This is a genomic window from Nonomuraea sp. NPDC050790 (assembly GCF_044456745.1).
Classification (GTDB): domain Bacteria; phylum Actinomycetota; class Actinomycetes; order Streptosporangiales; family Streptosporangiaceae; genus Nonomuraea.
The window spans coordinates 139,396-159,607 of the sequence record NZ_JBITGF010000014.1 but is presented as its reverse complement, the minus strand read 5'-3'; the positions used below and the strand labels follow the sequence as shown (position 1 = coordinate 159,607).

General features: G+C 72.6%; 18 protein-coding genes. 10 read left to right on the top strand and 8 right to left on the bottom strand.

All coding sequences use genetic code 11. The features are described from left to right. The first annotated feature begins 23 nt into the window (after window positions 1–23). On the top strand, window positions 24–1,415 hold the full coding sequence (locus ACIBEJ_RS47030; RefSeq protein ID WP_397189519.1) for an MFS transporter: 1,392 nt from the start codon (window positions 24–26) through the stop codon (window positions 1,413–1,415). 30 nt (window positions 1,416–1,445) lie between these two features. On the opposite strand, the gene ACIBEJ_RS47025 is transcribed toward ACIBEJ_RS47030, so the two are convergent. From ACIBEJ_RS47025 to ACIBEJ_RS47015, 3 genes are read right to left on the bottom strand one after another with little or no spacing between them, the layout of a single operon-like run. Then, entirely contained in the window at window positions 1,446–1,859 is a 414-nt protein-coding gene (locus ACIBEJ_RS47025) for a methylenetetrahydrofolate reductase (protein ID WP_397189518.1), read from the bottom strand. Window positions 1,860–1,870: 11 nt separating this feature from the next. After that, the gene (locus ACIBEJ_RS47020) at window positions 1,871–2,044 is read right to left on the bottom strand and encodes a hypothetical protein (protein WP_397189517.1); all 174 of its coding nucleotides are present in this window, start codon (window positions 2,042–2,044) and stop codon (window positions 1,871–1,873) included. After that, on the bottom strand, window positions 2,041–2,697 hold the full coding sequence (locus tag ACIBEJ_RS47015; protein ID WP_397189550.1) for a TetR/AcrR family transcriptional regulator: 657 nt from the start codon (window positions 2,695–2,697) through the stop codon (window positions 2,041–2,043). Before ACIBEJ_RS47015 ends, ACIBEJ_RS47020 begins: the two co-directional genes overlap by 4 nt. 73 nt (window positions 2,698–2,770) lie before the next feature. On the opposite strand from ACIBEJ_RS47015, the gene ACIBEJ_RS47010 reads away from it, so the two are divergent. After that, window positions 2,771–4,180: an MFS transporter gene (locus ACIBEJ_RS47010; RefSeq protein ID WP_397189516.1), complete on the top strand. Its 1,410-nt coding sequence runs from the start codon at window positions 2,771–2,773 to the stop codon at window positions 4,178–4,180. Here ACIBEJ_RS47010 and ACIBEJ_RS47005 read toward each other — a convergent pair. Both ACIBEJ_RS47005 and ACIBEJ_RS47000 read right to left on the bottom strand, forming a co-directional pair. Then, window positions 4,144–6,024 carry an ABC transporter ATP-binding protein gene (locus tag ACIBEJ_RS47005; RefSeq protein WP_397189515.1) on the bottom strand — a complete coding sequence of 627 codons (1,881 nt, stop codon included), beginning with the start codon at window positions 6,022–6,024 and terminating at the stop codon, window positions 4,144–4,146. The two genes, ACIBEJ_RS47010 and ACIBEJ_RS47005, sit on opposite strands and share 37 nt — an antisense overlap. 44 nt (window positions 6,025–6,068) lie before the next feature. Beyond that, a complete protein-coding gene (locus ACIBEJ_RS47000) occupies window positions 6,069–8,030 on the bottom strand; it encodes a PhoX family protein (RefSeq protein WP_397189549.1) in 1,962 nt (653 codons plus the stop codon). 178 nt (window positions 8,031–8,208) lie between these two features. Between ACIBEJ_RS47000 and ACIBEJ_RS46995 the strand changes: the two genes are divergently transcribed. Further along, on the top strand, window positions 8,209–8,646 hold the full coding sequence (locus tag ACIBEJ_RS46995; RefSeq protein ID WP_397189514.1) for a sterol carrier family protein: 438 nt from the start codon (window positions 8,209–8,211) through the stop codon (window positions 8,644–8,646). Window positions 8,647–8,648: 2 nt separating this feature from the next. Here the strand turns inward: ACIBEJ_RS46995 and ACIBEJ_RS46990 are convergent, their stop codons facing one another. Further along, window positions 8,649–9,950: a hypothetical protein gene (locus ACIBEJ_RS46990; protein WP_397189513.1), complete on the bottom strand. Its 1,302-nt coding sequence runs from the start codon at window positions 9,948–9,950 to the stop codon at window positions 8,649–8,651. 663 nt (window positions 9,951–10,613) lie between these two features. Here ACIBEJ_RS46990 and purF point away from each other — a divergent pair. Together purF and purM are read left to right on the top strand one after the other, a co-directional pair. Then, on the top strand, window positions 10,614–12,050 hold the full coding sequence (gene purF, locus ACIBEJ_RS46985) for an amidophosphoribosyltransferase (protein ID WP_397189512.1): 1,437 nt from the start codon (window positions 10,614–10,616) through the stop codon (window positions 12,048–12,050). Continuing rightward, window positions 12,047–13,075 carry a phosphoribosylformylglycinamidine cyclo-ligase gene (gene purM / locus ACIBEJ_RS46980; protein ID WP_397189511.1) on the top strand — a complete coding sequence of 343 codons (1,029 nt, stop codon included), beginning with the start codon at window positions 12,047–12,049 and terminating at the stop codon, window positions 13,073–13,075. Before purF ends, purM begins: the two co-directional genes overlap by 4 nt. Here the strand turns inward: purM and ACIBEJ_RS46975 are convergent. After that, window positions 13,072–13,893: an SAM-dependent methyltransferase gene (locus ACIBEJ_RS46975; protein ID WP_397189510.1), complete on the bottom strand. Its 822-nt coding sequence runs from the start codon at window positions 13,891–13,893 to the stop codon at window positions 13,072–13,074. The genes purM and ACIBEJ_RS46975 overlap by 4 nt on opposite strands. Window positions 13,894–14,026: 133 nt before the next feature. On the opposite strand from ACIBEJ_RS46975, the gene ACIBEJ_RS46970 reads away from it, so the two are divergent. From ACIBEJ_RS46970 to ACIBEJ_RS46950, 5 genes are read left to right on the top strand one after another with little or no spacing between them, the layout of a single operon-like run. Continuing rightward, window positions 14,027–14,911, top strand: coding sequence for an ATP-binding cassette domain-containing protein (locus ACIBEJ_RS46970; RefSeq protein ID WP_397189509.1), 885 nt, complete (start codon window positions 14,027–14,029; stop codon window positions 14,909–14,911). Beyond that, window positions 14,911–15,636: an ABC transporter permease gene (locus ACIBEJ_RS46965; protein WP_397189508.1), complete on the top strand. Its 726-nt coding sequence runs from the start codon at window positions 14,911–14,913 to the stop codon at window positions 15,634–15,636. Before ACIBEJ_RS46970 ends, ACIBEJ_RS46965 begins: the two co-directional genes overlap by 1 nt. Window positions 15,637–15,659: 23 nt before the next feature. Next, a complete protein-coding gene (locus tag ACIBEJ_RS46960) occupies window positions 15,660–16,886 on the top strand; it encodes a sensor histidine kinase (protein WP_397189507.1) in 1,227 nt (408 codons plus the stop codon). Beyond that, the gene (locus ACIBEJ_RS46955) at window positions 16,883–17,476 is read left to right on the top strand and encodes a DNA-binding response regulator (RefSeq protein ID WP_397189506.1); all 594 of its coding nucleotides are present in this window, start codon (window positions 16,883–16,885) and stop codon (window positions 17,474–17,476) included. Before ACIBEJ_RS46960 ends, ACIBEJ_RS46955 begins: the two co-directional genes overlap by 4 nt. 16 nt (window positions 17,477–17,492) lie before the next feature. Continuing rightward, a complete protein-coding gene (locus ACIBEJ_RS46950; RefSeq protein WP_397189505.1) occupies window positions 17,493–18,095 on the top strand; it encodes a GNAT family N-acetyltransferase in 603 nt (200 codons plus the stop codon). Here the strand turns inward: ACIBEJ_RS46950 and ACIBEJ_RS46945 are convergent. Beyond that, window positions 18,078–20,156 carry an AfsR/SARP family transcriptional regulator gene (locus ACIBEJ_RS46945; protein ID WP_397189504.1) on the bottom strand — a complete coding sequence of 693 codons (2,079 nt, stop codon included), beginning with the start codon at window positions 20,154–20,156 and terminating at the stop codon, window positions 18,078–18,080. The two genes, ACIBEJ_RS46950 and ACIBEJ_RS46945, sit on opposite strands and share 18 nt — an antisense overlap. Window positions 20,157–20,212 lie beyond the last annotated feature (56 nt).

Below are 20,212 nucleotides of genomic sequence, written 5' to 3'. Positions count from 1 at the left end.
GCCTCAGGTATGCCTGGAAGGTCGTGTCCGTCACCAGTCTCGGGCTCATCCTGATCGGCATCGCGGGCAGCACGCTCAACGTCGCGCTGCCTGCCGTGGTGCGGCACTTCGAGGCGGGGCCGTTCGAGTCGGGCTGGATCCTGCTGGCGTTCCTGCTGGTCAACACCGCCAGTCTCGTCTTCTTCGGCCGGGTCGCCGACCTGCTCGGGCGGCGGGAGATCTACCTGGCCGGGTTCGCGCTGTTCACCGTGGCCTCGTTGCTGGCCGGGTTCTCGCCGGACGTGTGGTTCCTGGTCGCGATGCGCGTCGTCCAGGCCGTCGGCGCGGCGATGATCCTGGCCAACGGAACCGTCATCATCACCGACGCCTTCCCGCCCGACCGGCTCAGCCAGGGCATGGGCGTCTACATCGGCACCCTGTCCGTCGCCCAGCTCGCCGGGCCCACGCTCGGCGGGCTCATCGCCGACACCGCGGGCTGGCAGTGGATCTTCTGGGTGAACGTGCCCGCCGGGGTCATCGCGCTGGTGTGGGGGGCGGTGACGCTGCGGAAGATGCCGCGCGGGCCGCGCGAGCCGGTGGACGCGCTGGGCAACGTCCTGGTGTTCGCCGCCCTGTCCGCGGTGCTGCTGGCGTTGTCGGAGGCCGGTTCCCGCGGCCTGTCCAGCCCCGTCGTGCTCACCGGCGCCGCCGTCTTCCTGGTGCTGGCCCCGCTCATCGTGGTGGTGGAACGGCGGGCCTCGCACCCGGTGCTCAACATGCGGTTGTTCGCCGGGAGGATGCTGGCCTGCGCGAACCTGGCCTCGTTCTGCAACGCGCTGGCCCGGTCGGCGTTGATCCTGGTCGTCGCCCTGTACTTCCAGTCGGCCCGCGGGCTGGACGCGTTCACGGCCGGTCTGAGCGTGCTGCCGGTGCCGGTGGGCATGGGCCTCGCCTCGCCCGTGGCCGGGATGCTCGGGCGCCGGATGTCTCCCTACGCGGTGTCGGTCGCCGGGGCGGTCCTGAGCGCTCTGGGTCTCGGGACGCTGATGCTGACGGCGGACCCGGCCACGCCGTACTGGGTCATCGGGGTGGGGCTCTTCCTGGCCGGATGCGGCAGCGGGACCTTCCTGACCGGCAACACCACGCAGGTGATGTCCGCGCTGCCCACCGGCAGCCTGGGGGTGGTGAACGGCTTCCGCGTCATGATCATGAACGTGGGCGTCGTGCTGAGCGTGGGCATGTCGCTGAGCCTGATCACCAGCTCGGTGAGCCCGGAGGTCCGCGACCAGGTGTACGCGGCCACGCTGTCCAGGCTGTCACCGGTGGCCGTGGACCAGCTCATGTCGGGCTTCCAGCGCGCCTACGCCGTCCTGTTCGCCGTTGCCCTCCTCGGCACCCTCCTGGCCACCCTCGCCCGCTCCCCCAAACACGCGTGACCATCCCGCCCCACGGCGGTCGCGGAGTGGTCATCTGAGTTCGGTGGCGAGGCGGGATTCCACGTCGCGGTAGCGGGCGACCGGGATGAGGTGGACGCCGTCGTACGCGCCGGAGTCCCGGATGGCCAGGACCTGCTCGCAGGCCGCCTCGACCCCGGCCATGCGGTCGGCGGCCAGCGCGGTGATCATCGAGTCGGGGATCGCGATGTCGGGGATGGCGCCGGCCAGGCGGCGCGCGTGGGACTCGCTGGCCAGGACCATGACCCCGGCGTAGACGGGCACGTCCACGGGGTTGGCCTCGCGCCAGCGCAGCAGGGCCTCCACGTCGAAGCTGACCTGGACGAACAGGAAGTCGGCCGCCCGCTTCCACGCCGGCAGCGGACGATGGCCCGCCGCCGCCCCGACCTTGAAGCCCGGCGAGAACGCCCTGGCCTCCTCGATCATCGAACGGACCGTCAGGTCGCCGGTGCGGTTGCCGCTCGTGAGCTTGTCGCCGTGGCGCGGCCGATGTGGTTGTCGGGGATGAGGAAGGAGTGGGCGATCTTGCTGAGCGTGCCGATCTGGTGTCTGACGTGCTTCAGATCGGGTTTGGTGGGCGGTTCGATCTCGCAGATCAGCTCGAAGCTCATGCCCTCGATCCTGCCAGGGCGGCGATGCCGCTGAGGATCAGGTCGACGCCGAAGGAGTCGTAGAAGCCGGGGTCGAGGTCGCCGACCATGGGGGCGGCCATCGCCACGAGGTTCGGGTAGCGGTCGGCGGGCAGGGACTCCAGGCCCACCCGCTTGACCCTGAGCGTCTCGCGCGCCTCCTCCGGCGTGCAGCCGGCGCGGAAGTGGACCGGGGCGTCGGCGATGGCGATGGCGCTCTGCAGGATGTACTTGGTGATCAGGCAGCTCTCCTCCATGCCGAACCCGCCCTCGCTGGCCAGGCCGAGCGCCCGGTCCCAGACGGCCAGGAAGCGCGGCACCCGGGTCTGGTCGATCTGCTCCAGCACGTTCTTGGCGCACGGGTGCCTGCGCAGCGTCCTGATGAGGCCCTCGACGAGGTCGCGCAACCGGTCGAGCCACGGCCGGTCGTCGCCCGCGCCGACCTCGAAGCCGGCGATCAGGTGGTCGGCCATGCCGATGAGCAGCAGGTCCTTGTTCTTGAAGTGCCAGTAGAGGGCCATCGGGGTGACGCCGAGGTCGGTGGCCAGCCGCCGGATCGTGACGGCGTCGAGCCCCTCGGCGTCGCCGATCTCCAGGGCGCGTTCGACGATGGCCTCGGCGCTCAGTTTTCCCATCACGGTTGACAACTATACGCCGTACAAGGTCTCCTGTACGTCGTACAAGTACGGCGTACAGGAGGGAAGGATCATGCGGAGATGGTGGGCCCTGGGCGCTGTGACGCTCGGGACGACGATGACCTACCTGGACAACAACATCCAGAACACGGCACTGCCGACGATCCAGCGGGAGCTCGGCCTCACGATCTCGGGGCTGGAGTGGATCACGACGGCGTACATCCTGCTCTTCGCCGGGCTCATGCTGGCCGGCGGCCGGCTGGCCGACCTGTTCGGCGCGCGGCGGGTTTTCCTGGCCGGGCTGGCGGTCTTCACGATCTCGTCGCTGCTGGCCGGCCTGTCGGCCTCCGGCGGCACGCTCATCGCCGCCCGCGCCGTCCAGGGCGTCGGCGCGGCACTGCTCACGCCGACCTCGCTGGCCCTGCTGTCGCAGATCTTCCGCGACCGCGCCGAACGCGCCAGGGCCGTCGGCATATGGAGCTCGGCGGGCGCGCTGTCCATGGCGCTCGGCCCGGTCACCGGCGGCTTCATCAGCGAGTACCTGCACTGGGGCTGGATCTACCTGATCAACGTGCCGCTCGGCGTCGCCACGTTCTGGCTGGCCTGGTGGGCGGTGCGCCCCTCCTTCCAGCCGGTACGGCACAGCCTCGACCTCCCCGGACTGGCCACCTCCACCCTCGCCCTGTTCGCCCTGACCTTCGCCCTCATCGAGGGTTCGTCGGCCGGCTGGACCTCCCCCGTCATCCTGGCCGCCTTCGCCGTGGCACTGGCCGGCGCCGTGGCCTTCGTCCTGGCCGAGTCCCGCGCGGCCGAGCCGATGATCGACGTGTCCCTGTTTCGCGACCGGGTCTTCAGCGGCGGCATCCTGAGCATGGGCATCTGGTCGTTCGGGGTCTTCGGCATCTACTTCTTCAGCGCGCTGTGGCTGCAGAACGTGCTCGGCTTCTCCCCCACCGAGGCGGGCGCGGCGTTCGTGCCGATGGCGCTGGTCATGGCGGTCGTCGCCCTGCTGTCACAGCGGGTGGCACGGCTCTTCGGCATCGGCCCGACCGTGGCGATCGGCCTCACGCTCATGGCCGCGGCCATCTTCATGCTCTCCGGGGTGGGCGCAGACGGCCGCTACCTCGACGTGCTGCCCTGGTTCCTGGTCTACGGCGTCGGCGGCGGCCTGCTGGTGCCGCTGACCAGCGCCGTGCTCGACACGCTGCCGGAGGGCCGCTCGGGCGTCGCCTCGGGCGTGCTGAACGTCTCCCGCGAGGTCTTCGGGCTGCTCGGCATCACCGTGCTCGGCGCGATCCTGACCTCCCGGCAGGCGGGCAGCGGCCTGGCTCCGCTGCCCGCCTTCCTCGACGCCTACCAGTTCACGCTGGTGATCGCGGCGGTGATCGTGCTGGCCGGGGTGCCGGTGAGCCTGTCGGCTCTGCGGCGGCGGCGCCGTACGCACGATCACGCGGCGGTGGAGATGGCCGGGTCGGCGAACTGAGTGCGGTAGAGCTCCTCGTAGCGACCCCCGGCGGCCAGCAGTTCCTCGTGGGTGCCGCGCTCGGCCACCCGGCCGTCCTCGATCACCAGGATCTGGTCGGCGGCGCGGATCGTGGACAGGCGGTGGGCGATCACCAGGGCGGTCCTGCCGTCGAGCGCCTCGGCCAGCGCCGCCTGCACGGCCGCCTCGTTCGTGGAGTCGAGCGCGGCGGTGGCCTCGTCCAGGATCACCACCTGCGGCCTGGCCAGCAGCAGGCGGGCGATGGTGAGGCGCTGGCGTTCGCCGCCGGACAGGCGGTAGCCGCGCTCGCCGACCACGGTGTCCAGCCTGTCCGGCAGCGACTCGACCAGCGTGGACAGCCGGGCCCTGCGCAAGGCGTCCCAGATCTCCTCCTCGGTGGCCTCCGGGCGGGCGAACAGAAGGTTGCCGCGGATGGAGTCGTGGAAGAGGTGGCCGTCCTGGGTGACCATGCCGAGGGTCCGGCGGATGGAGTCGGCGCTCAGGTCGCGCACGTCCACGCCGCCGAGCCGTACCGTGCCCTCGTCGACGTCGTACAGACGCGGCAGGAGCTGCGCGATCGTCGACTTGCCCGCGCCCGAGGAGCCGACCAGGGCGATCATCTGGCCGGGCTCGGCGGTGAAGGAGATGCCGTGCAGCACCCGCTCGCCGCCCCGGGTGTCGAGCGTCGCGACCTCCTCCAGGGAGGCGAGGGAGACCTTGTCCGCCGCGGGGTAGGCGAAGCGCACGTCGTCGAACTCCACGCTCACCGGACCATCGGGTACGGCCCGCGCCCCCGGCCTGTCCTTGATCAGCGGCTCCAGGTCGAGCACCTCGAAGACCCGCTCGAAGCTGACCAGGGCGCTCATGACGTCGACGCGGGCGCTGGCGAGGCTGGTCAGCGGCGCGTACAGGCGGGTCAGCAGCAGCGCCAGCGCCACCACGGAGCCGGGGTCGAGCTGGCCGCGCAGCGCGTAGAAGCCGCCGAGCCCGTAGACGAGCGCCAGCGCGAGGGCCGAGACGAGGGTGAGGGCGGTGACGAAGACGTACTGGGTCATCGCGGTGCGCACCCCGATGTCGCGCACCCGCCTGGCCCTGGCGGAGAACTCCGCCGACTCCCGCGCCGGGCGTCCGAACAGCTTCACCAGCGTCGCGCCAGGCGCCGAGAACCGCTCGGTCATCTGGGTGCTCATGGCCGCGTTGTGGTCGGCGGCCTCGCGGCGCTGGTCGGCGATCCTGAGTCCCATCCGGCGGGCCGGCAGTACGAAGATCGGCAGCAGGAGCAGCGCCAGCAGCGTGATCTGCCAGGAGATCCCGATCATGACCGTGAGGGTCAGCAGAAGCGTGACCACGTTGCCCGCGACGCTGGACAGGGTGTCGGTGAAGGCGCGCTGGGCGCCGATGACGTCGTTGTTCAGGCGGCTCACCAGCGCGCCGGTGCGCGTCCTGGTGAAGAAGGCCACCGGCATGCGCTGGACGTGGTCGAACACCGCGGTGCGCAGGTCGAGGATCAGCCCCTCGCCCAGGCCCGCCGACAGCCAGCGGCTGACCAGCCCGAGGCCGGCCTCGGCCAGCGCGAGCCCGGCGATGAGCGCGGCCAGCCCGATCACGACGCTCAGGGGCTGCGCCTTGACGATGGCGTCCACGACCCGGCCCGCGAGAACGGGGGCCAGTACGGCGAGGCCCGCCATCACCACGCTGAGCACCAGGAACAGGGTGATCCTGCGGCGGTGAGGGCGGGCGAAGCCGCCTATGCGTTTCAGCGTGGCCTTGGACAGGCGTCTTCGGTCACGCTGGTTGTTGTTCATCGAGTAAAGCTGGTGCCATGCGGTCATCTCCATGCTCATGGATCGACCGTAGGGCCTCAACCAAACTTGAGGTCAAGCGCCTTTCAGGAGCCGATCTTGCGGCCCTGGCCGTGCCAGACGACGGCGACCGAGGGGCGCGGCTGCTCCCCGTCGGGCCAGCGGCTGGCGGGGTTGTCCGGGGTGGCGCCGTCGATCTCGCCCGGGTGCTGGACGGCGACGAAGACGCTGCGCTGGTCGTCGGTGACCATCGGGCCGCAGGTCTCCGCGCCCACCGGCACGGTCAGGAACTGGCGTACGTGCCCGCGCTCGCGACCCCGCATCGGGGTGACGAACAGGCCGTCGTTGCTGCCCAGCGCGTTGCCGTCCGTGGAGATCCACAGGTTGCCGTCGCGGTCGAAGGCCAGGTTGTCCGGGCAGGAGATCGGCGAGACCTTCGTCTTGTCGTACCCGGCGAAGTAGGTCGAGGCGTCGTTCGGGTCGCCGCAGACCAGCGGCAGCGACCAGGCGAAGCCGTTGCCGCGGCCCTCGACGATCTCCAGCACGTGGCCGTGCTTGTTCGACGGGCGCGGGTTGGCCTCGTCCACCTGGGCGGGGGTACGGGCGGTGTTGTTGGTCAGCGCCACGTAGACCGCGCCGGTGACCGGGTTGCGCTCCATGTCCTCGGGCCGGTCCATCTTGGTCGCGCCCACCTTGTCGGCGGCGGTGCGCGTGTAGATCAGCACCTCGGCCGCGCTCATCCCCGGTACGTGCGACTCCGCGCCGGACACCAGCGGGATCCACTCGCCGGACCCGTCGAAGGCGCCGTCGGCGGGCAGCTTGCCGGAGCCGTCGATCTCCTCCTTGGGGCTGTCGCCGGAGAACCTGGCCACGTACAGCGTGCCCTCGTCGAGCAGCGAGCGGTTGTGGCGGTCGAAGCCCGGGATGTAGCGGCTCTTCGAGACGAACTTGTAGATGTACTCGAAGCGGGAGTCGTCGCCCATGTACACCACCAGGCGGCCGTCACGCCCGACCGACGTGGTGGCGGCCTCGTGCTTGAAGCGGCCGAGCGCGGTGCGCTTGATCGGCGTCGAGTCCGGGTCGAACGGGTCGATCTCCACGATCCACCCGAACCGGTTGGCCTCGTTCGGGTGCTTGGACAGGTCGAAACGCTCCTCGACCTTGTCGAAGCGGCGGTTGCTCGCCTGGATGTTCGTCGGGATCGTGTAGCGGGCGGTGTTGGGGTTGTTCTTGTCGCCGTTGACGAAGTACTGGTCGAAGTTCTCCTCGGCGGTCAGCACGGTGCCCCAGGGGGTGGTGCCGCCGGCGCAGTTGTTCAGCATGCCGACCGGCTTGCGGCCGGCCGGGTCGGCCGCCGTCTTCAGCAGGTCGTGGCCCGCGGCGGGACCGGTGAAGCGCATCGGGGTCTGGGCGGTGATGCGCCGGTTGTAGCGCCGCCGCCCCTTCGTCACCAGCTTCCACTCGCCGGTGTTGCGGACGCGCTCGACCTCCACGACCGAGCCGCCGTGCGCCGCCAGCGCGATCTTGATCTGCTCCGGCGTGGCCGTCGCCGCCGTGTACCCGCGGAACATCAGCGACTCGTCGGTGTACTCGTGGTTGACCCACAGCAGCCCGCGGTTGCGCCCCATCTCGAAGAGCGTCACGTAGTCGCAGTTGTAGCCGAACTGCTTGGCCTGCGCCTCGGCCGTCTGGTTGTCGAAGTCGAACTCGGGGGCGTCGGGCAGCACCGGGTCGCCCCAGCGCACCACGACGGAGGAGCGGTAGCCGTTCGGGATGCGCAGCGCGTCGTCCTTGTTCGGCGCGACGGGCGTGAAGCGCAGGTCGCCGTGGTGGTGCCACCCGGCCGCGGACAGCTCTCCCTCCGGCTCCCCAGGCTCGGCCATCGCGGGTACGGCTCCCGCCACCCCCGCGCCGACGACCAGCGCGCCAAGGGCGCCGGCCCGCAGGGCGCCGCGGCGGGACAGGGCCTCGGTGGCGATGTCGCTGAAGTAGGCGTTGCCGCTGCGGTTGGCGACGTCGTGCGCGCAGGCGTTGCCGCATCGGAACATGCACGTGAGGGCGGATCGGCCGCCCTTGTGCGAGTCGTTGAGCAGGGGCAGCAACACGGGGTCCTCCAAGGTGGTGCGCAATCGTTCCGCCGGGACGTTACGGCCGCATTCGGAACCACCGGTGAACGACGCTCACCGCCTCGATGAACGCTGGCTGGGGGTGTTGGACAATGGGGACGTGGCAGCCAGGAAGATCGACCCCGACAAGCTGAGGGCCGCGCTCGACGCCCAGCTCATCGCCAACGACCAGCCAGAATACGACGGGCCCGCGGCCCGGCTGGCCGACGCGCTCGTCGGGGCCGTGGTCACCGCCTACGACCGCGGGACCGCTCCAGAGCGCGCCGCCGAGCGGCTGGCCGTGCGGCATCTGCTGGAACGGCTGGCCGCCGAGGCGCCCGGGCGCACCGTCGAGGTCAGAGTGCCGCCGCACGCCGCCGTGCAGGCGATCGAAGGGCCCAGGCACACCAGGGGGACGCCGCCCAACGTGGTCGAGACCGACGCGCGCACCTGGATCGACCTGGCGCTCGGCCGCATCGGATGGGACGAGGCAATGGCGAAGGGCGCCGTCTCAGCGAGCGGCGCCCGTGCCAATCTGTCGGACTTTCTCCCCCTATGACGTCAGGGGGTGCTCCAGGGGAGCTTGTTCTGCACGCAGCGCTCACTGAGCTGCGGCGGCAGGTTGGCGCACTCCGAGAAGTACGCGCGGATCGCGAAGAACCCGCAGATCGCCAGGACCAGCGTCAGGATGCCCAGGCCGATGCCGGTCCAGGACATGCCCTTGCTGCCGCCCTTGGACAGCGCCACCGCGCCCAGCACGATCGCGATGATCGCGGTGAGCACGCCGGTGAAGCACACCAGCAGCAGGAACAGGCTCGCCACACCCAGCACCAGCGACGCCACGGCCAGGCCGCTGCCGGGCTTCTTGGGCTGCCAGTCCTGCGGGTACGGGCTCGCGCCGCCGGGCGGCGGGGTGTAGGCGGGCCCGCCGGAGGGCGGCTGGGCGGGACCGCCCGGGGCGCCGCCGTACGGGCTGGACGGGGTCGAGCCGGGGACCGACGGGTCGGCGCCGCCGTAGGGTGAGGCGCCGGGGACCGGACCTTCCGCCGGACTCTGGGCCGCGGCCGCGTAGGGATCCCGAGGCGGCCCCGCCCCATAAGGCACCTCCCCACCCTGACCACCCTGACCGCCCTGACCCTGACCAGCAGCGCCTTGACCGCCCGCGCCATAGCCACCGGAGGGCTGTCCACCCGCGGCCTGGCCGCCGTAGCCCTGGTCACCTTGTCCACCGGCGCCCTGACCCGCAGCGCCCTGACCTGCGGCGCTCTGTCCGCCGGCGCCCTGGTCGCCTTGGCTCTCGCCGGTGCGCCGCTCGCCTGGGGACTCCGCGCCGAAGGCAGCGCCTGCCGCCACACCAGCGGCCCCGGCCGCACCGGCCGCGCCAGCCGTGCCACCTGCGCCAGCCGCTCCGGCCGGGCCAGAGCCCGGGGTGCCGCTCTCGGTGGGCTCGCCGTAGGTGGCGCCGGTGCCGTACTCCTTGGGGCCGCCCTCATACGGGCTGGCCGGAGCGAACGTCGGGCGCTCTGGCGGGGTCGGCGGGTCGTAGCGCGACGGCTGCGGCCCGGACGACGGCGAACCGCCCTGGCTCTCCCAGCCCGACGACGGCGACGAGCTCTCCCACCCCGGGTACGACGGCGTGGAACCCGGCACCGGGTACGCCTGCGTCTCCCCCGCGTCGGAACCCTGCGGGCTCTCCCACGGCCGGTCCGGCTCGGGCGTCCCGGCCGGAGGCGTGTCGTCGCGGGCCCACTCCGGGATCTCGTACGCGGTGGTGTCCTGCGGCGCGGGCACGTCGGGATCGCTCCACGGAGACGGCTCGGGCGCGGGCGCGGGCGGCGAGGTCGGCGGCACCACGGGCGGCACAGGCTGGATCGGCTCCTCAGCCGCCGCACCACCCCAAGCCTCAGACTCTTCCCGCCCCTGACCAGAAGCACCGGAAGCCCCGGAAGCCCCGGAAGCCCCGGAAGGCCCTGAAGGCCCTGAAGGCTCGGAAGGCCCTGAAGGCTCGGAAGCACCGGAAGTACCGGAACCGGACGCCCGCTCACCGCCGTAACCCTGCCCGGAAGCGCCGTAAGGGTCATCGGCGCCGTATCCCCGCGGCTCGTACGGCGAGCCCCGGTACGGCGGCGCCGTCTCGTCCTCGCCCGAAGGCACCGACTCCTCCACCCACCAGGAGGAGGGCGCGTCGGAGTCGGGCGGCTCGGGCGGCAGGTCGTCGTCCGGCCCGGACCCGCGCGGCGGCGAGGGCGGCGGCTGGTCTGGCGCGTCTGGTGCGGGACGGCCGTGCGCAGGTGGGCGCGGCTCGTCCGGGTCCCCAGGTGTGGTCACGATTGCGTCTCCCGACGGGGTCGTCATAGCCGGATACCCCACCTTTGCGCGCGTGCGCTCCGGGCAACCGCGCGACACGGTAAGAGTCCGCCCAGGGTTGGCACACGTTGCCGTAAAACCGCTGGCGCGCTCCAAGGAGGAGGGCACGCCCGCACCCGGGTGTGCGAGCACGGAAGCCTCCGACCTAAACTGAGGCATGTGCTGAAGGGCGACGGCCGACTCGGCCATGACCTGGACCCCCAAGACCGTGCTCCCAAGGACGCCTGCGGTGTCTTCGGCGTGTGGGCCCCAGGCGAGGAAGTATCCAAACTCACCTACTACGGGCTGTACGCGCTGCAGCACCGCGGCCAGGAGTCCGCGGGCATCGCGGTCAGCGAGGGCAGCCGGATCCTCGTCTACAAGGACATGGGGCTCGTCGCCCAGGTCTTCGACGAGTCGGTGCTCGGAACCCTGCGCGGCCACCTGGCCGTCGGGCACTGCCGCTACTCCACCACGGGTTCCAGCGTCTGGGAGAACGCCCAGCCGACGCTGAGCTCCACCGACGAGGGCGGCCTCGCGCTCGCCCACAACGGCAACCTGATCAACACCCCGGTCCTGGCCCAGCGCCTGGAGCCGGGCACCACCCGGGCGACCACCGACACCGAGGTGCTCACCACCCTGCTCGCGCAGGACCGCTCCCGCTCCATCGAGGACGCCGCCGCCGAACTGCTCCCGCAGGTGCTCGGCGCGTACTCGCTGGTGTTCATGGACGAGAAGACGCTCTACGCGGCACGCGACCCGCAGGGCATCCGCCCGCTGGTCCTCGGCCGCCTGGAGCGTGGCTGGGTGGTCGCCTCCGAGACGGCCGCGCTGGACATCGTCGGCGCCACGTTCGTGCGCGAGGTCGAGCCGGGCGAGCTGCTCACGATCGACGAGCGCGGCGTGCGCTCGCGCAGGTTCGCGGTGGCCGAGCCGAAGGGCTGCCTGTTCGAGTACGTCTACCTGGCCCGCCCCGACACCACGATCGCCGGGCGCGGCGTGCAGGTGACCCGCGTCGAGGTCGGCAGGGTCCTGGCCCGCGAGCATCCCGTCGAGGCCGACCTGGTGATCCCGACGCCCGAGTCGGGCACCCCTGCCGCCGTCGGCTACGCCGAGGAGTCCGGCATCCCCTACGGCCAGGGCCTGGTCAAGAACTCCTACGTCGGCCGCACGTTCATCGAGCCGTCGCAGACCATCCGCCAGCTCGGCATCCGGCTGAAGCTCAACCCGCTGCGCGAGGTCGTGGAGGGCAGGCGGCTGGTCGTCGTCGACGACTCGATCGTGCGCGGCAACACCCAGCGCGCGATCGTCAAGATGCTGCGCGAGGCGGGCGCGCGCGAGGTGCACGTGCGCATCTCCTCCCCGCCGGTCTCCTGGCCGTGCTTCTACGGCATCGACTTCGCCACCCGCGCCGAGCTGATCGCCGGCTCGCTGTCGGTGGAGGAGATCAGGGCCTCCCTGGGCGCCGACTCGCTCGGCTACATCTCCCTGGAGGGCCTGACCCAGGCCACGACGATCCCCGCCGACCGCCTCTGCCGCGCCTGTTTCGACGGCAGCTACCCGATCCCGATCGACCAGGACAACGTCGGGAAGTACGTGTTGGAGAGCACCAAGTGAGCACCTACGAGGCCGCCGGCGTCGACATCGCGGCGGGCGAGCGCGCCGTCGAGCTGATGAAGGCGAAGGTCGCGCGCTCGCGGCGGCCCGAGGTGGTCGACGACGCCAGCGGCTTCGCCGGGTTGTTCGACGCCTCGCTCCTGCTGCGCTTCAAGCGGCCACTGCTGGCCACGTCGACCGACGGCGTGGGCACCAAGGTCATGATCGCGCAGCAGTACGGCAAGCACGACACGATCGGCATCGACCTGGTCGGCATGGTCCTTGACGACCTGGTGGTCTGCGGCGCGGAGCCGCTGTTCATGACCGACTACATCGCCTGCGGCAAGGTGGTGCCCGAGCGCGTCGCCGAGATCGTCGGCGGCGTGGCGGAGGGCTGCCGCCTGGCCGGGGCGGCGCTGGTCGGCGGCGAGACCGCCGAGCACCCGGGCGCCATGGGCGCCGACGAGTACGACCTGGCCGGCGCCGGCACCGGCGTGGTCGAGGCCGCGGACCTGCTCGGCCCCGACCGGGTGCGCGCGGGCGACGTGGTGCTGGGCCTGGCCTCGTCGGGCATCCACTCCAACGGCTACTCGCTGGTGCGGCACGTGGTGAAGAACGCCGGGCTGTCGCTGGACGACGAGCTGCCCGAGCTGGGCCGCCCGCTGGGCGAGGAACTGCTGGAGCCCACCCGCATCTACTCGCTCGACTGCCTGGAGCTGGCCCGTTCGGTCGGGGTGCACGCCTACTCCCACATCACCGGCGGCGGCGTCGAGGGCAACCTGTCCCGTTCCCTGCCGCCGGGCCTGGACGCGGTGCTGTCGCGGGGCTCCTGGACGGTGCCCGCCGTCTTCCAGGTCCTGGCCGGGCACGGCTCGATCGGGCAGCAGGCCATGGACCGCACGTTCAACCTGGGCGTGGGCATGGCCGCGATCGTCGCCCCCGAGGCGACCGACGCGGCCCTGCGCCTGCTGGAGTCGCGCGGGCTGCCGGCGTGGGTCCTGGGCGAGATCGTCCCGGGCACCGGCGTCGCCCGCTACTCCTCCTAACCGGGGATCCGGCCCACTCCCGCCTCGATCAGCACGTGGGGTGGGCCGTCCAGCAGAGGTACGGCCGGCTCCTCGTCCTCCGGCATCCGCCAGTCCTGCACGGGCACGAACCCGGGCCCGATCAGCTCGAACCCGTCGAAGAAGCCCAGCACCCGCTCGCGGGTGCGGAACACCGACTGGATGGGCGAACCGGCGGTGGCCACGCTGAGCTGCCGTTTCGCCTCGGGGTCGCTGTCGTGCATGCCGTGCGTGAGCACGAGGTGGCTGCCGGGCGCCATCCGCTCGCGGAAGCGCTTGACGATGCCGAGGGGGTCCTCCTCGTCCAGGACGAAGTGGAGCAGGCCGACCATCAGCACCCCGACCGGCTGCTCAAAGTCGATGAGGCCGGTGATGTGCGGGTCGGCGAAGATGGCGTCGGGGTCCCTGACGTCGGCCAGGATTCCGGCCACGCCCGGCGCGCTGGCCAGCAGCACTTCGGCGTGCAGCCGTACGACGGGGTCGTAGTCGACGTAGACGACCCGGCAGGCGGGGTTGGTCCGCCTGGCCACCTCGTGCACGCTGGGCGAGGTGGGGATGCCGGTGCCGAGGTCGATGAACTGCCGGACGCCCTGCTGGGCCAGGTGGTGCACGGCGCGTACCAGGAAGGCTCGGGCGGCGCGGGCGACGAGCTTCGTGTCCGGCGCGACGGCCAGTAACTTGTCGGCGACCGCCCGGTCCACCGCGAGGTTGTCCTTGCCACCGAGGAGGTAGTCGTAGACACGCGCGGAGCTGGGGACGGAAGGATCGACGCCGGGCGGAACACGTTCTAGCTCGGTCACAGGAACCATCGTATGCGGCGCAGGTCCCATGATCGGCGGATGATTCTGGATATTCCGCTCACAGCTACCCTGTAGCCGCAACCCTGACATACGGCACTACCGTCGGTATGACCCGGTCGCGCAGCCTTTTCCCATGCCAAACGCGCTGGAACTCACCGCCGTCAGCAAACGCTACGGCCAGTCCAGAGCCCTCGACGGCGTCGACCTGACCGCCGTGGAGGGCCAGACGATCGCGGTGCTCGGCCCGAACGGGGCCGGCAAGAGCACCCTGCTCTCCATCGCCCTCGGCCTGCTGCCGCCCACCTCCGGCACCGCCGCGGTCTTCGGTCACCCGCCCGCCGAGGCGCTGCGCAGGGGCCTGGTCGGCGTCCTGCTGCAGGAGTCGGGGCTGCTGGAGGACGTCCGGGTGGACGAACTGGTCAAGGCCACCGCGGGCATGTACGCCAAGCCGCTGCCCGTCGAGCACACGATGCGCGCCGCCCGCGTGGACGACCTCGCGCGGCAGCGGATCGGCCGGCTCTCCGGCGGCCAGCGGCAGCGGGTGCGCTTCGCCCTCGCCCTGGTCGGCGACCCGCGCCTGCTCGTGCTCGACGAGCCCACCGTCGGCCTCGACGTGGACGGCCGCCGCGCCCTCTGGCAGGAGGTGAGCGCGCGCACCGCCCAGGGCCACACCGCCGTCTTCGCCACCCACTACCTCACCGAGGCCGACGACTACGCCGACCGGGTGATCCTGCTGGCCCGGGGCAGGGTCGTGGCCGACGGGCCGGTCGAGAAGATCAAGGAACTGGTCGGGGACAGCGAGATCCACGTCACGCTGGACCGGCCCGAGGCGGACGCGCTCGGGGCGTTGCCGGGGGTGCGCCAGGTCCGGGTGGAGGGCGGCGGCGCCGTACTGCGGACCAAGGACTCCGACGCGACGCTGCGCGCGCTGTTCGCGGGCTTCGCCGACGCCAGGAACGTCCGCACGGCCGGAACCGACCTCGAAAGCGCCTTCGTGAGCCTGACGGGAGGCGAGTGATGGGCTCCTACCTCAGGCTCGAACTGCGGCGGGCCGCCCGCAACCCGGCCGGCCTCATCATCCTGACCGCCTTCCCGCTCGCCCTCTACCTGCTGTGGACGAAGGTCCTGCGGATCGTGCCCGAGGGGCCGCAGCAGGTGGACTTCGCCGCGTACTCGATGGTCTCGATGGCCCTCTACGGCGCGATGGGCGGCGCGCTGTTCATCGGCGGCGCGATCGCCATGGAGCGTTCGAAGGGCTGGCTGCGGCAGCTCGCCGTCACGCCGCTGCCCGCCCACGGCTACATCTCGGCCAAGCTGCTGGCGGGCGCGGCCGGGGTCCTGCCGAGCATCCTCGTCGTGCTCGCCGCCGGCGGCCTCCTTTCCGGTGTACGGCTGCCGCCCGCCACCTGGCCCGTGCTCGTGGCGCTGATCTGGGCTGGTGTGATGCCGTTCGCCGCACTGGGCATCGCCTTCGGCTACACGATGAGCGGGCAGGCGGCGAACCTGGCCATGATCGGCGTCTACTTCGGCCTGTCCGTCCTGGGCGGCCTGTGGCTGCCGGTGCGGCTCATGCCGGAGTTCGTGCGGACGCTGGCCGAGTACAGCCCCGCCTACCAGGCCGGCTCCCTCGGCTGGCGGGCCCTGGCGGGCGACTGGCCGACCGGGCGGTCGCTGATCGTGCTGGCCGCGTGGACGCTGCTGTTCACGGGACTGGCCGCCTGGCGCTACCGTCGGGCACTGTGAGGAGCGCTGTGCGGAGGAGCGCTGTGCGGAGCGCCGACTTCGCCCGGGGCCGTCAGGCGGCACGCGCGGGCATGTGCGGGTGGCTGCTGGTGGCGCTCTGGCCGATGGGGGCGTTCTTCTCCGCCGGGCCCGATCCGCTGCGCGCGGGGTGGGCGCTCGTCTGGTTCGCGCTGTTCGCCTGGTGCTGGGTCGCGATCGTCTGGCGGCTGCTCAGCGACAGGAGCGGGGTGCCCAGGCGGTGGGCGCTGGCCGGGCTGGTCGCGGCCGCGCTCGCGCTGGCGCCCGTGCTCGGGGCGCCCTGGGCCTTCGTCGCCTTCCTCTACGTCGTCTCCGGCCTCGCCGCGACGCTCGGCGGGGCGGGGTTCGCGGCCGGGGTGGCTCTGACCGCCGCGGTGACCATGGCCGTCCTGCTCGACCACGGTCAGCCCGCGTGGTGGCTCCTGCTCGTCATCCTGGCCGAGGCGGGGGCCGTCCACGGGCTGAAGCACATGGGCCGCCTGATCGCCCGGCTCGACGCCGCGCAGGCCCAGGTGGCGCGGCTGGCCGTGGACAACGAGCGGCTGCGCTTCGCCAGGGACCTGCACGACACCCTCGGCCACACGCTGACCTCGATCACCATCAGGAGCCAGCTCGCCGCGCGGCTGGCCCGCACCGACCCCGGCCGGGCCGCGCGGGAGATGGGCGACGTCGAGGCCGCCGCCCGCCAGGCCCTCGACGAGGTACGGCACGCCGTCGCCGGCTACCGCGCCCCGGCGCTGTCGGAGGAGCTGGAGAAGGCGGCGCGGGGGCTGGAGCTGGCCGGGGTCGAGGTGGAGGTGCGCCCGGCGGGCGGGCCCATCCCCGGTCCGGTGGAGACGTTGCTGGCGTGGGCGGTGCGCGAGGGGGCCACCAACGTCCTGCGCCACAGCGGCGCGCGGCGCTGCTGGATCACGTTGAGCGTGGACCCGGCATGGGCGGGCCTGGAGGTCCGCGACGACGGCCCAGCACCAGACCATGAAGACAAGCCCCGTGGCGGGCTTGACGGCGGGCCTCGTGACGGGCTGGACGGCGGGCTTGATGGCAGGTCTCCAAGCAGACTTGGCGGGTCTCCTGGCGGGATTGGCGGGTCTTGTGGTGGGGGTAGTGGGCGGGGGAACGGGCTTACCGGGCTGGCTGAGCGGGTGGCCGGGGTGGGTGGGTCGCTGGATGCCGGGGCGTTGCCCGGGGGTGGGTACCGTCTGGTGGCCCGGGTCCCGCTGGAGGTCCCGTGATCCGCGTGCTGATCGCCGACGACCAGGAGCTCGTCAGGGGCGGTCTGGCCGCGCTGCTCGATCTGGAGGCGGACATCGAGGTGGTGACCCAGGTGGGCAGGGGCGACCTGGTGGAGGCGGCGGTGGCCGAGCACCGGCCGGACGTCGTCCTGCTCGACATAGAGATGCCGGGAATGTCCGGCCTGGAGGTGGCCGAGCGGCTGCGGGGGCAGCGGGTGGTCATCGTGACCACGTTCGGCCGCCCCGGCTACCTGAGCCGGGCCCTGGAGGCCGGGGTGGCCGGGTTCGTGGTCAAGGACGCCCCGGCCGCGGAGCTGGCGGCAGCCGTACGACAGGTGATGGAGGGTGCGCGGGTGATCGACCCCAAGCTGGCCGTGAGCGCGAGCGCCGTCGGGCCGAGCCCGCTCACGCAGCGGGAACGCGAGGTGCTGCGCACGGCCCGCGACGGCGCGACCGTGGCCGACCTGGCCCGGCGCCTGTTCCTGACCGAGGGGACGGTGCGCAACTACCTGTCGTCGGCGATCGGCAAGACCGGCGCCCGCAACCGCGCCGAAGCGGTGCACCTGGCCGAGTCGCGGGGTTGGCTGTAGTTGTACAGTGCCACGCATGACTGAGGGGTTGGTGCAGATCGCGGCCGAGGTGGAGGCTTTCCTGGCGAGCCTGGAACCGGGGTCCGCGCGGGTGACGCTGCGGCCGATGACCAGGCACGACGAGGCCGAGTTCGTCGCGCTGACCAGGGCCAGCCAGGAGCTGCACCACCCGTGGATGTCGCTGCCCGGCACGGCCGAGGAGTTCAGGACCTACCTGACCCACTTCGACCCCGCGACCACCCGCCGCCTGCTGGTGTGCCTGCGCGACAGCGGCGACATCGCCGGCATGGTCAACATCAACAGCATCATCCGCGGCCGCTTCCAGAACGGCTCGCTCGGCTACGCGGCCTTCGCCCCCACCGCCGGGCACGGCTACATGGGCGAGGGCCTGGCCCTCGTCGTGCGCTACGCCTTCGAGCAACTGCGCCTGCACCGCCTGGACGCCCAGATCCAGCCGGACAACCACGCCTCGCTCAAGCTCATCCAGCGCCTCGGCTTCCACTACGAGGGCTCCTCGCAGGGGCTGCTGTTCATCGACGGCGCCTGGCGCGACCACGAACGCTGGGCCCTCCTCAACCCCTCGCCCTGGCCCGCCCACCCCTCACTCCCCAACCCCTAGCGTGGCCAGCGCGCCGGAGGGCCTCGAAGGCGCGGGCGGGGCGTCCGTGCGTCCCGTCTGGGTCCAGTACCAGCCGAGCGAGCCGGTGAGCCGGTCGGCCAGCCGGGTGTCGCCCAGCAGGGCCGCCGCCTCCCGCGCGCCGCGCAGGTTCGCGCCCTCCGCGTCCAGCCTGCCCACCCAGCGGTGCCGGGCCGGCCCCGTCCGGTACGCCTCGGCGCACTCGGCGAGCTGCGTGTAGTACGTGGCGTACCAGCGCAGGACGAGGTCGTGCTCGCCGGACTCGCGCAGCCGTTCCATGCCATAGGCCGACACCGACTCCAGCAGCCGGTAGCGCCCCCCGGAGCGCACGACCAGCGAGCGGTCCACCAGCCGGGCCAGCAGGTCGGCGACCGTGGCCGGGTCGAGGTGGTCGGGCCCGAGCCCCGCCGCCTGCGCCTGCGCGGCCAGCTCGACGTCGCCGGGCGGGCCGTCCGGCAGGGGCATGGGCACCGCGCAGACGCGCTCGGCCGCCTCCAGCGTGCACCCGCCCACCTGTACGGCCAGCCGCCGCAACACCACGCGCTCCGGCTCGCTCAGCAGGTCCCAGCTCCAGTCGATGGCCGCCTTGAGGGTGCGCTGGTGGGCGGGCCCGGCCCGGCGACCGGCCGACAGCAGGCGGAACCGGTCGTCCAGCCGGTCGGCGAGCGCGCGCACGCCCATCGACCGCACGCGCGCCGCGGCCAGTTCCAGCGCCAGCGGGATGCCGTCCAGGCGGCGGCAGATCACCTCGACGGCCTCGGCGTCCTCGGGCGGCAGCGGTGTGCCGGGGAGCGCGCGGGCGGTGAACAGCCGGGCGGCGGCGACGGGGTCGAGCGGCGCGACCTCGCGCACGACCTCGCCCGCCACGCCCAGCGGCTCCCTGCTGGTGGCGATGATCCGCAGGTCGGGACCGGCGCGCAGCAGCAGGTCGGCGAGCTTGGCCACGGGCTCGACGACGTGCTCGCAGTTGTCGAGGATCAGCAGCGTCCGCCGCGCGCCCAGGGCGGCGGCGAGCCCGTCGGCGCGCAGCCCGAGCGCCGCCGCGACCGCCTCGGTCACCTCGGGCGCCGCGGACGCGGACAGCTCGACCAGGTGGGCGCCGTCGGGATGGGCGTCGGCCAGGCGGCGGGCGGCCTCCAGGGCCAGGCGGCTCTTGCCCACCCCGCCGCTGCCGGTCAGCGTGACCAGCCGGGCGGAGGCGGGCAGGGCGAGCAGGTCGGCCAGCGCCTTCTCCCTGCCGACGAGCTCGGTCAGCGGCTCGGGCAGGCGGGAGGGGGCGGGCGCGGGTGCGGGCGCGGCGGGGCGGCGCAGGGCGGGACGCTGTTCCAGGATCGCCTGGTGCAGGGCGGCGAGTTCGGGGGCGGTGTCCAGGCCCAGCTCGTCGCGCATGCGCTCGCGCAGGGCGCGGTAGACCTCCAGCGACTCGGCCTGCCGTCCCGACCGGTAGAGGGCGCGCATGAGCAGCGCGTGGAAACGTTCGCGCAGGGGGTGCTGGGCGGCCAGTTCGGTCAGCTCGCCGACCAGCGCGGCGTCCTGGCCGAGCGCGAGCCGTACGTCGGCGTACTCCTCGACCGCGGCCAGGCGCTGCTCCTCCAGCCGGTCGGCGGTCCTGCGCACGAGCGGCGCGTCGGCGAAGTCGGCGAACGCGGGCCCGCGCCACCACTCCAGCGCCTCGGCGAGCACGGCGGCCCGCGCGGCCGGGTCGTCCACGGACGGCAGGCGGTCCAGCGTCGTCTGGAAGCGGCGCGCGTCGGTGTCGGCCTCGATCAGGTAGCCGGGCGCACGGGTGACGACGAGCAGCCTGGCGCCGGGCTCGGCCTCGTCCAGCGCGCGGCGTAGCTGCGAGACCTTGGCGCGCAGCGCGGCCAGCGGGTTGCCCGGGGGTTCCGGCCCCCAGAGGCTCTCGATCAGCCGCACCGCGGGCACGACCCGCCCGTTGTGGGCGAGCAGCCCGGCCAGGAGCGCCCGGACCTTGCGCTCGGGCACCGCGACGGCGTGGCCGTCCGCGATCACCTCAAGCGGCCCCAGTACGGCGAAGCGCATGAAGCCCACCCTAAACACCTCCGAACATTTTCCGAACGTCCGCCCTTGAGGCTGAT

Bases quoted from the DNA above. Each gene is read 5' to 3' on its own strand.
- ACIBEJ_RS47020 (WP_397189517.1), bottom strand. From the start codon at position 2,044: ATGAGCTTCGAGCTGATCTGCGAGATCGAACCGCCCACCAAACCCGAT.
- ACIBEJ_RS47000 (WP_397189549.1), bottom strand. From the start codon at position 8,030: ATGTTCCGATGCGGCAACGCCTGCGCGCACGACGTCGCCAACCGCAGC.
- ACIBEJ_RS46950 (WP_397189505.1), top strand. From the start codon at position 17,493: ATGACTGAGGGGTTGGTGCAGATCGCGGCCGAGGTGGAGGCTTTCCTG.
- ACIBEJ_RS47005 (WP_397189515.1), bottom strand. From the start codon at position 6,024: ATGAGCATGGAGATGACCGCATGGCACCAGCTTTACTCGATGAACAAC.
- ACIBEJ_RS47025 (WP_397189518.1), bottom strand. From the start codon at position 1,859: ATGATCGAGGAGGCCAGGGCGTTCTCGCCGGGCTTCAAGGTCGGGGCG.
- ACIBEJ_RS46970 (WP_397189509.1), top strand. From the start codon at position 14,027: ATGCCAAACGCGCTGGAACTCACCGCCGTCAGCAAACGCTACGGCCAG.
- ACIBEJ_RS47010 (WP_397189516.1), top strand. From the start codon at position 2,771: ATGCGGAGATGGTGGGCCCTGGGCGCTGTGACGCTCGGGACGACGATG.
- ACIBEJ_RS47015 (WP_397189550.1), bottom strand. From the start codon at position 2,697: ATGGGAAAACTGAGCGCCGAGGCCATCGTCGAACGCGCCCTGGAGATC.
- ACIBEJ_RS46945 (WP_397189504.1), bottom strand. From the start codon at position 20,156: ATGCGCTTCGCCGTACTGGGGCCGCTTGAGGTGATCGCGGACGGCCAC.
- ACIBEJ_RS46965 (WP_397189508.1), top strand. From the start codon at position 14,911: ATGGGCTCCTACCTCAGGCTCGAACTGCGGCGGGCCGCCCGCAACCCG.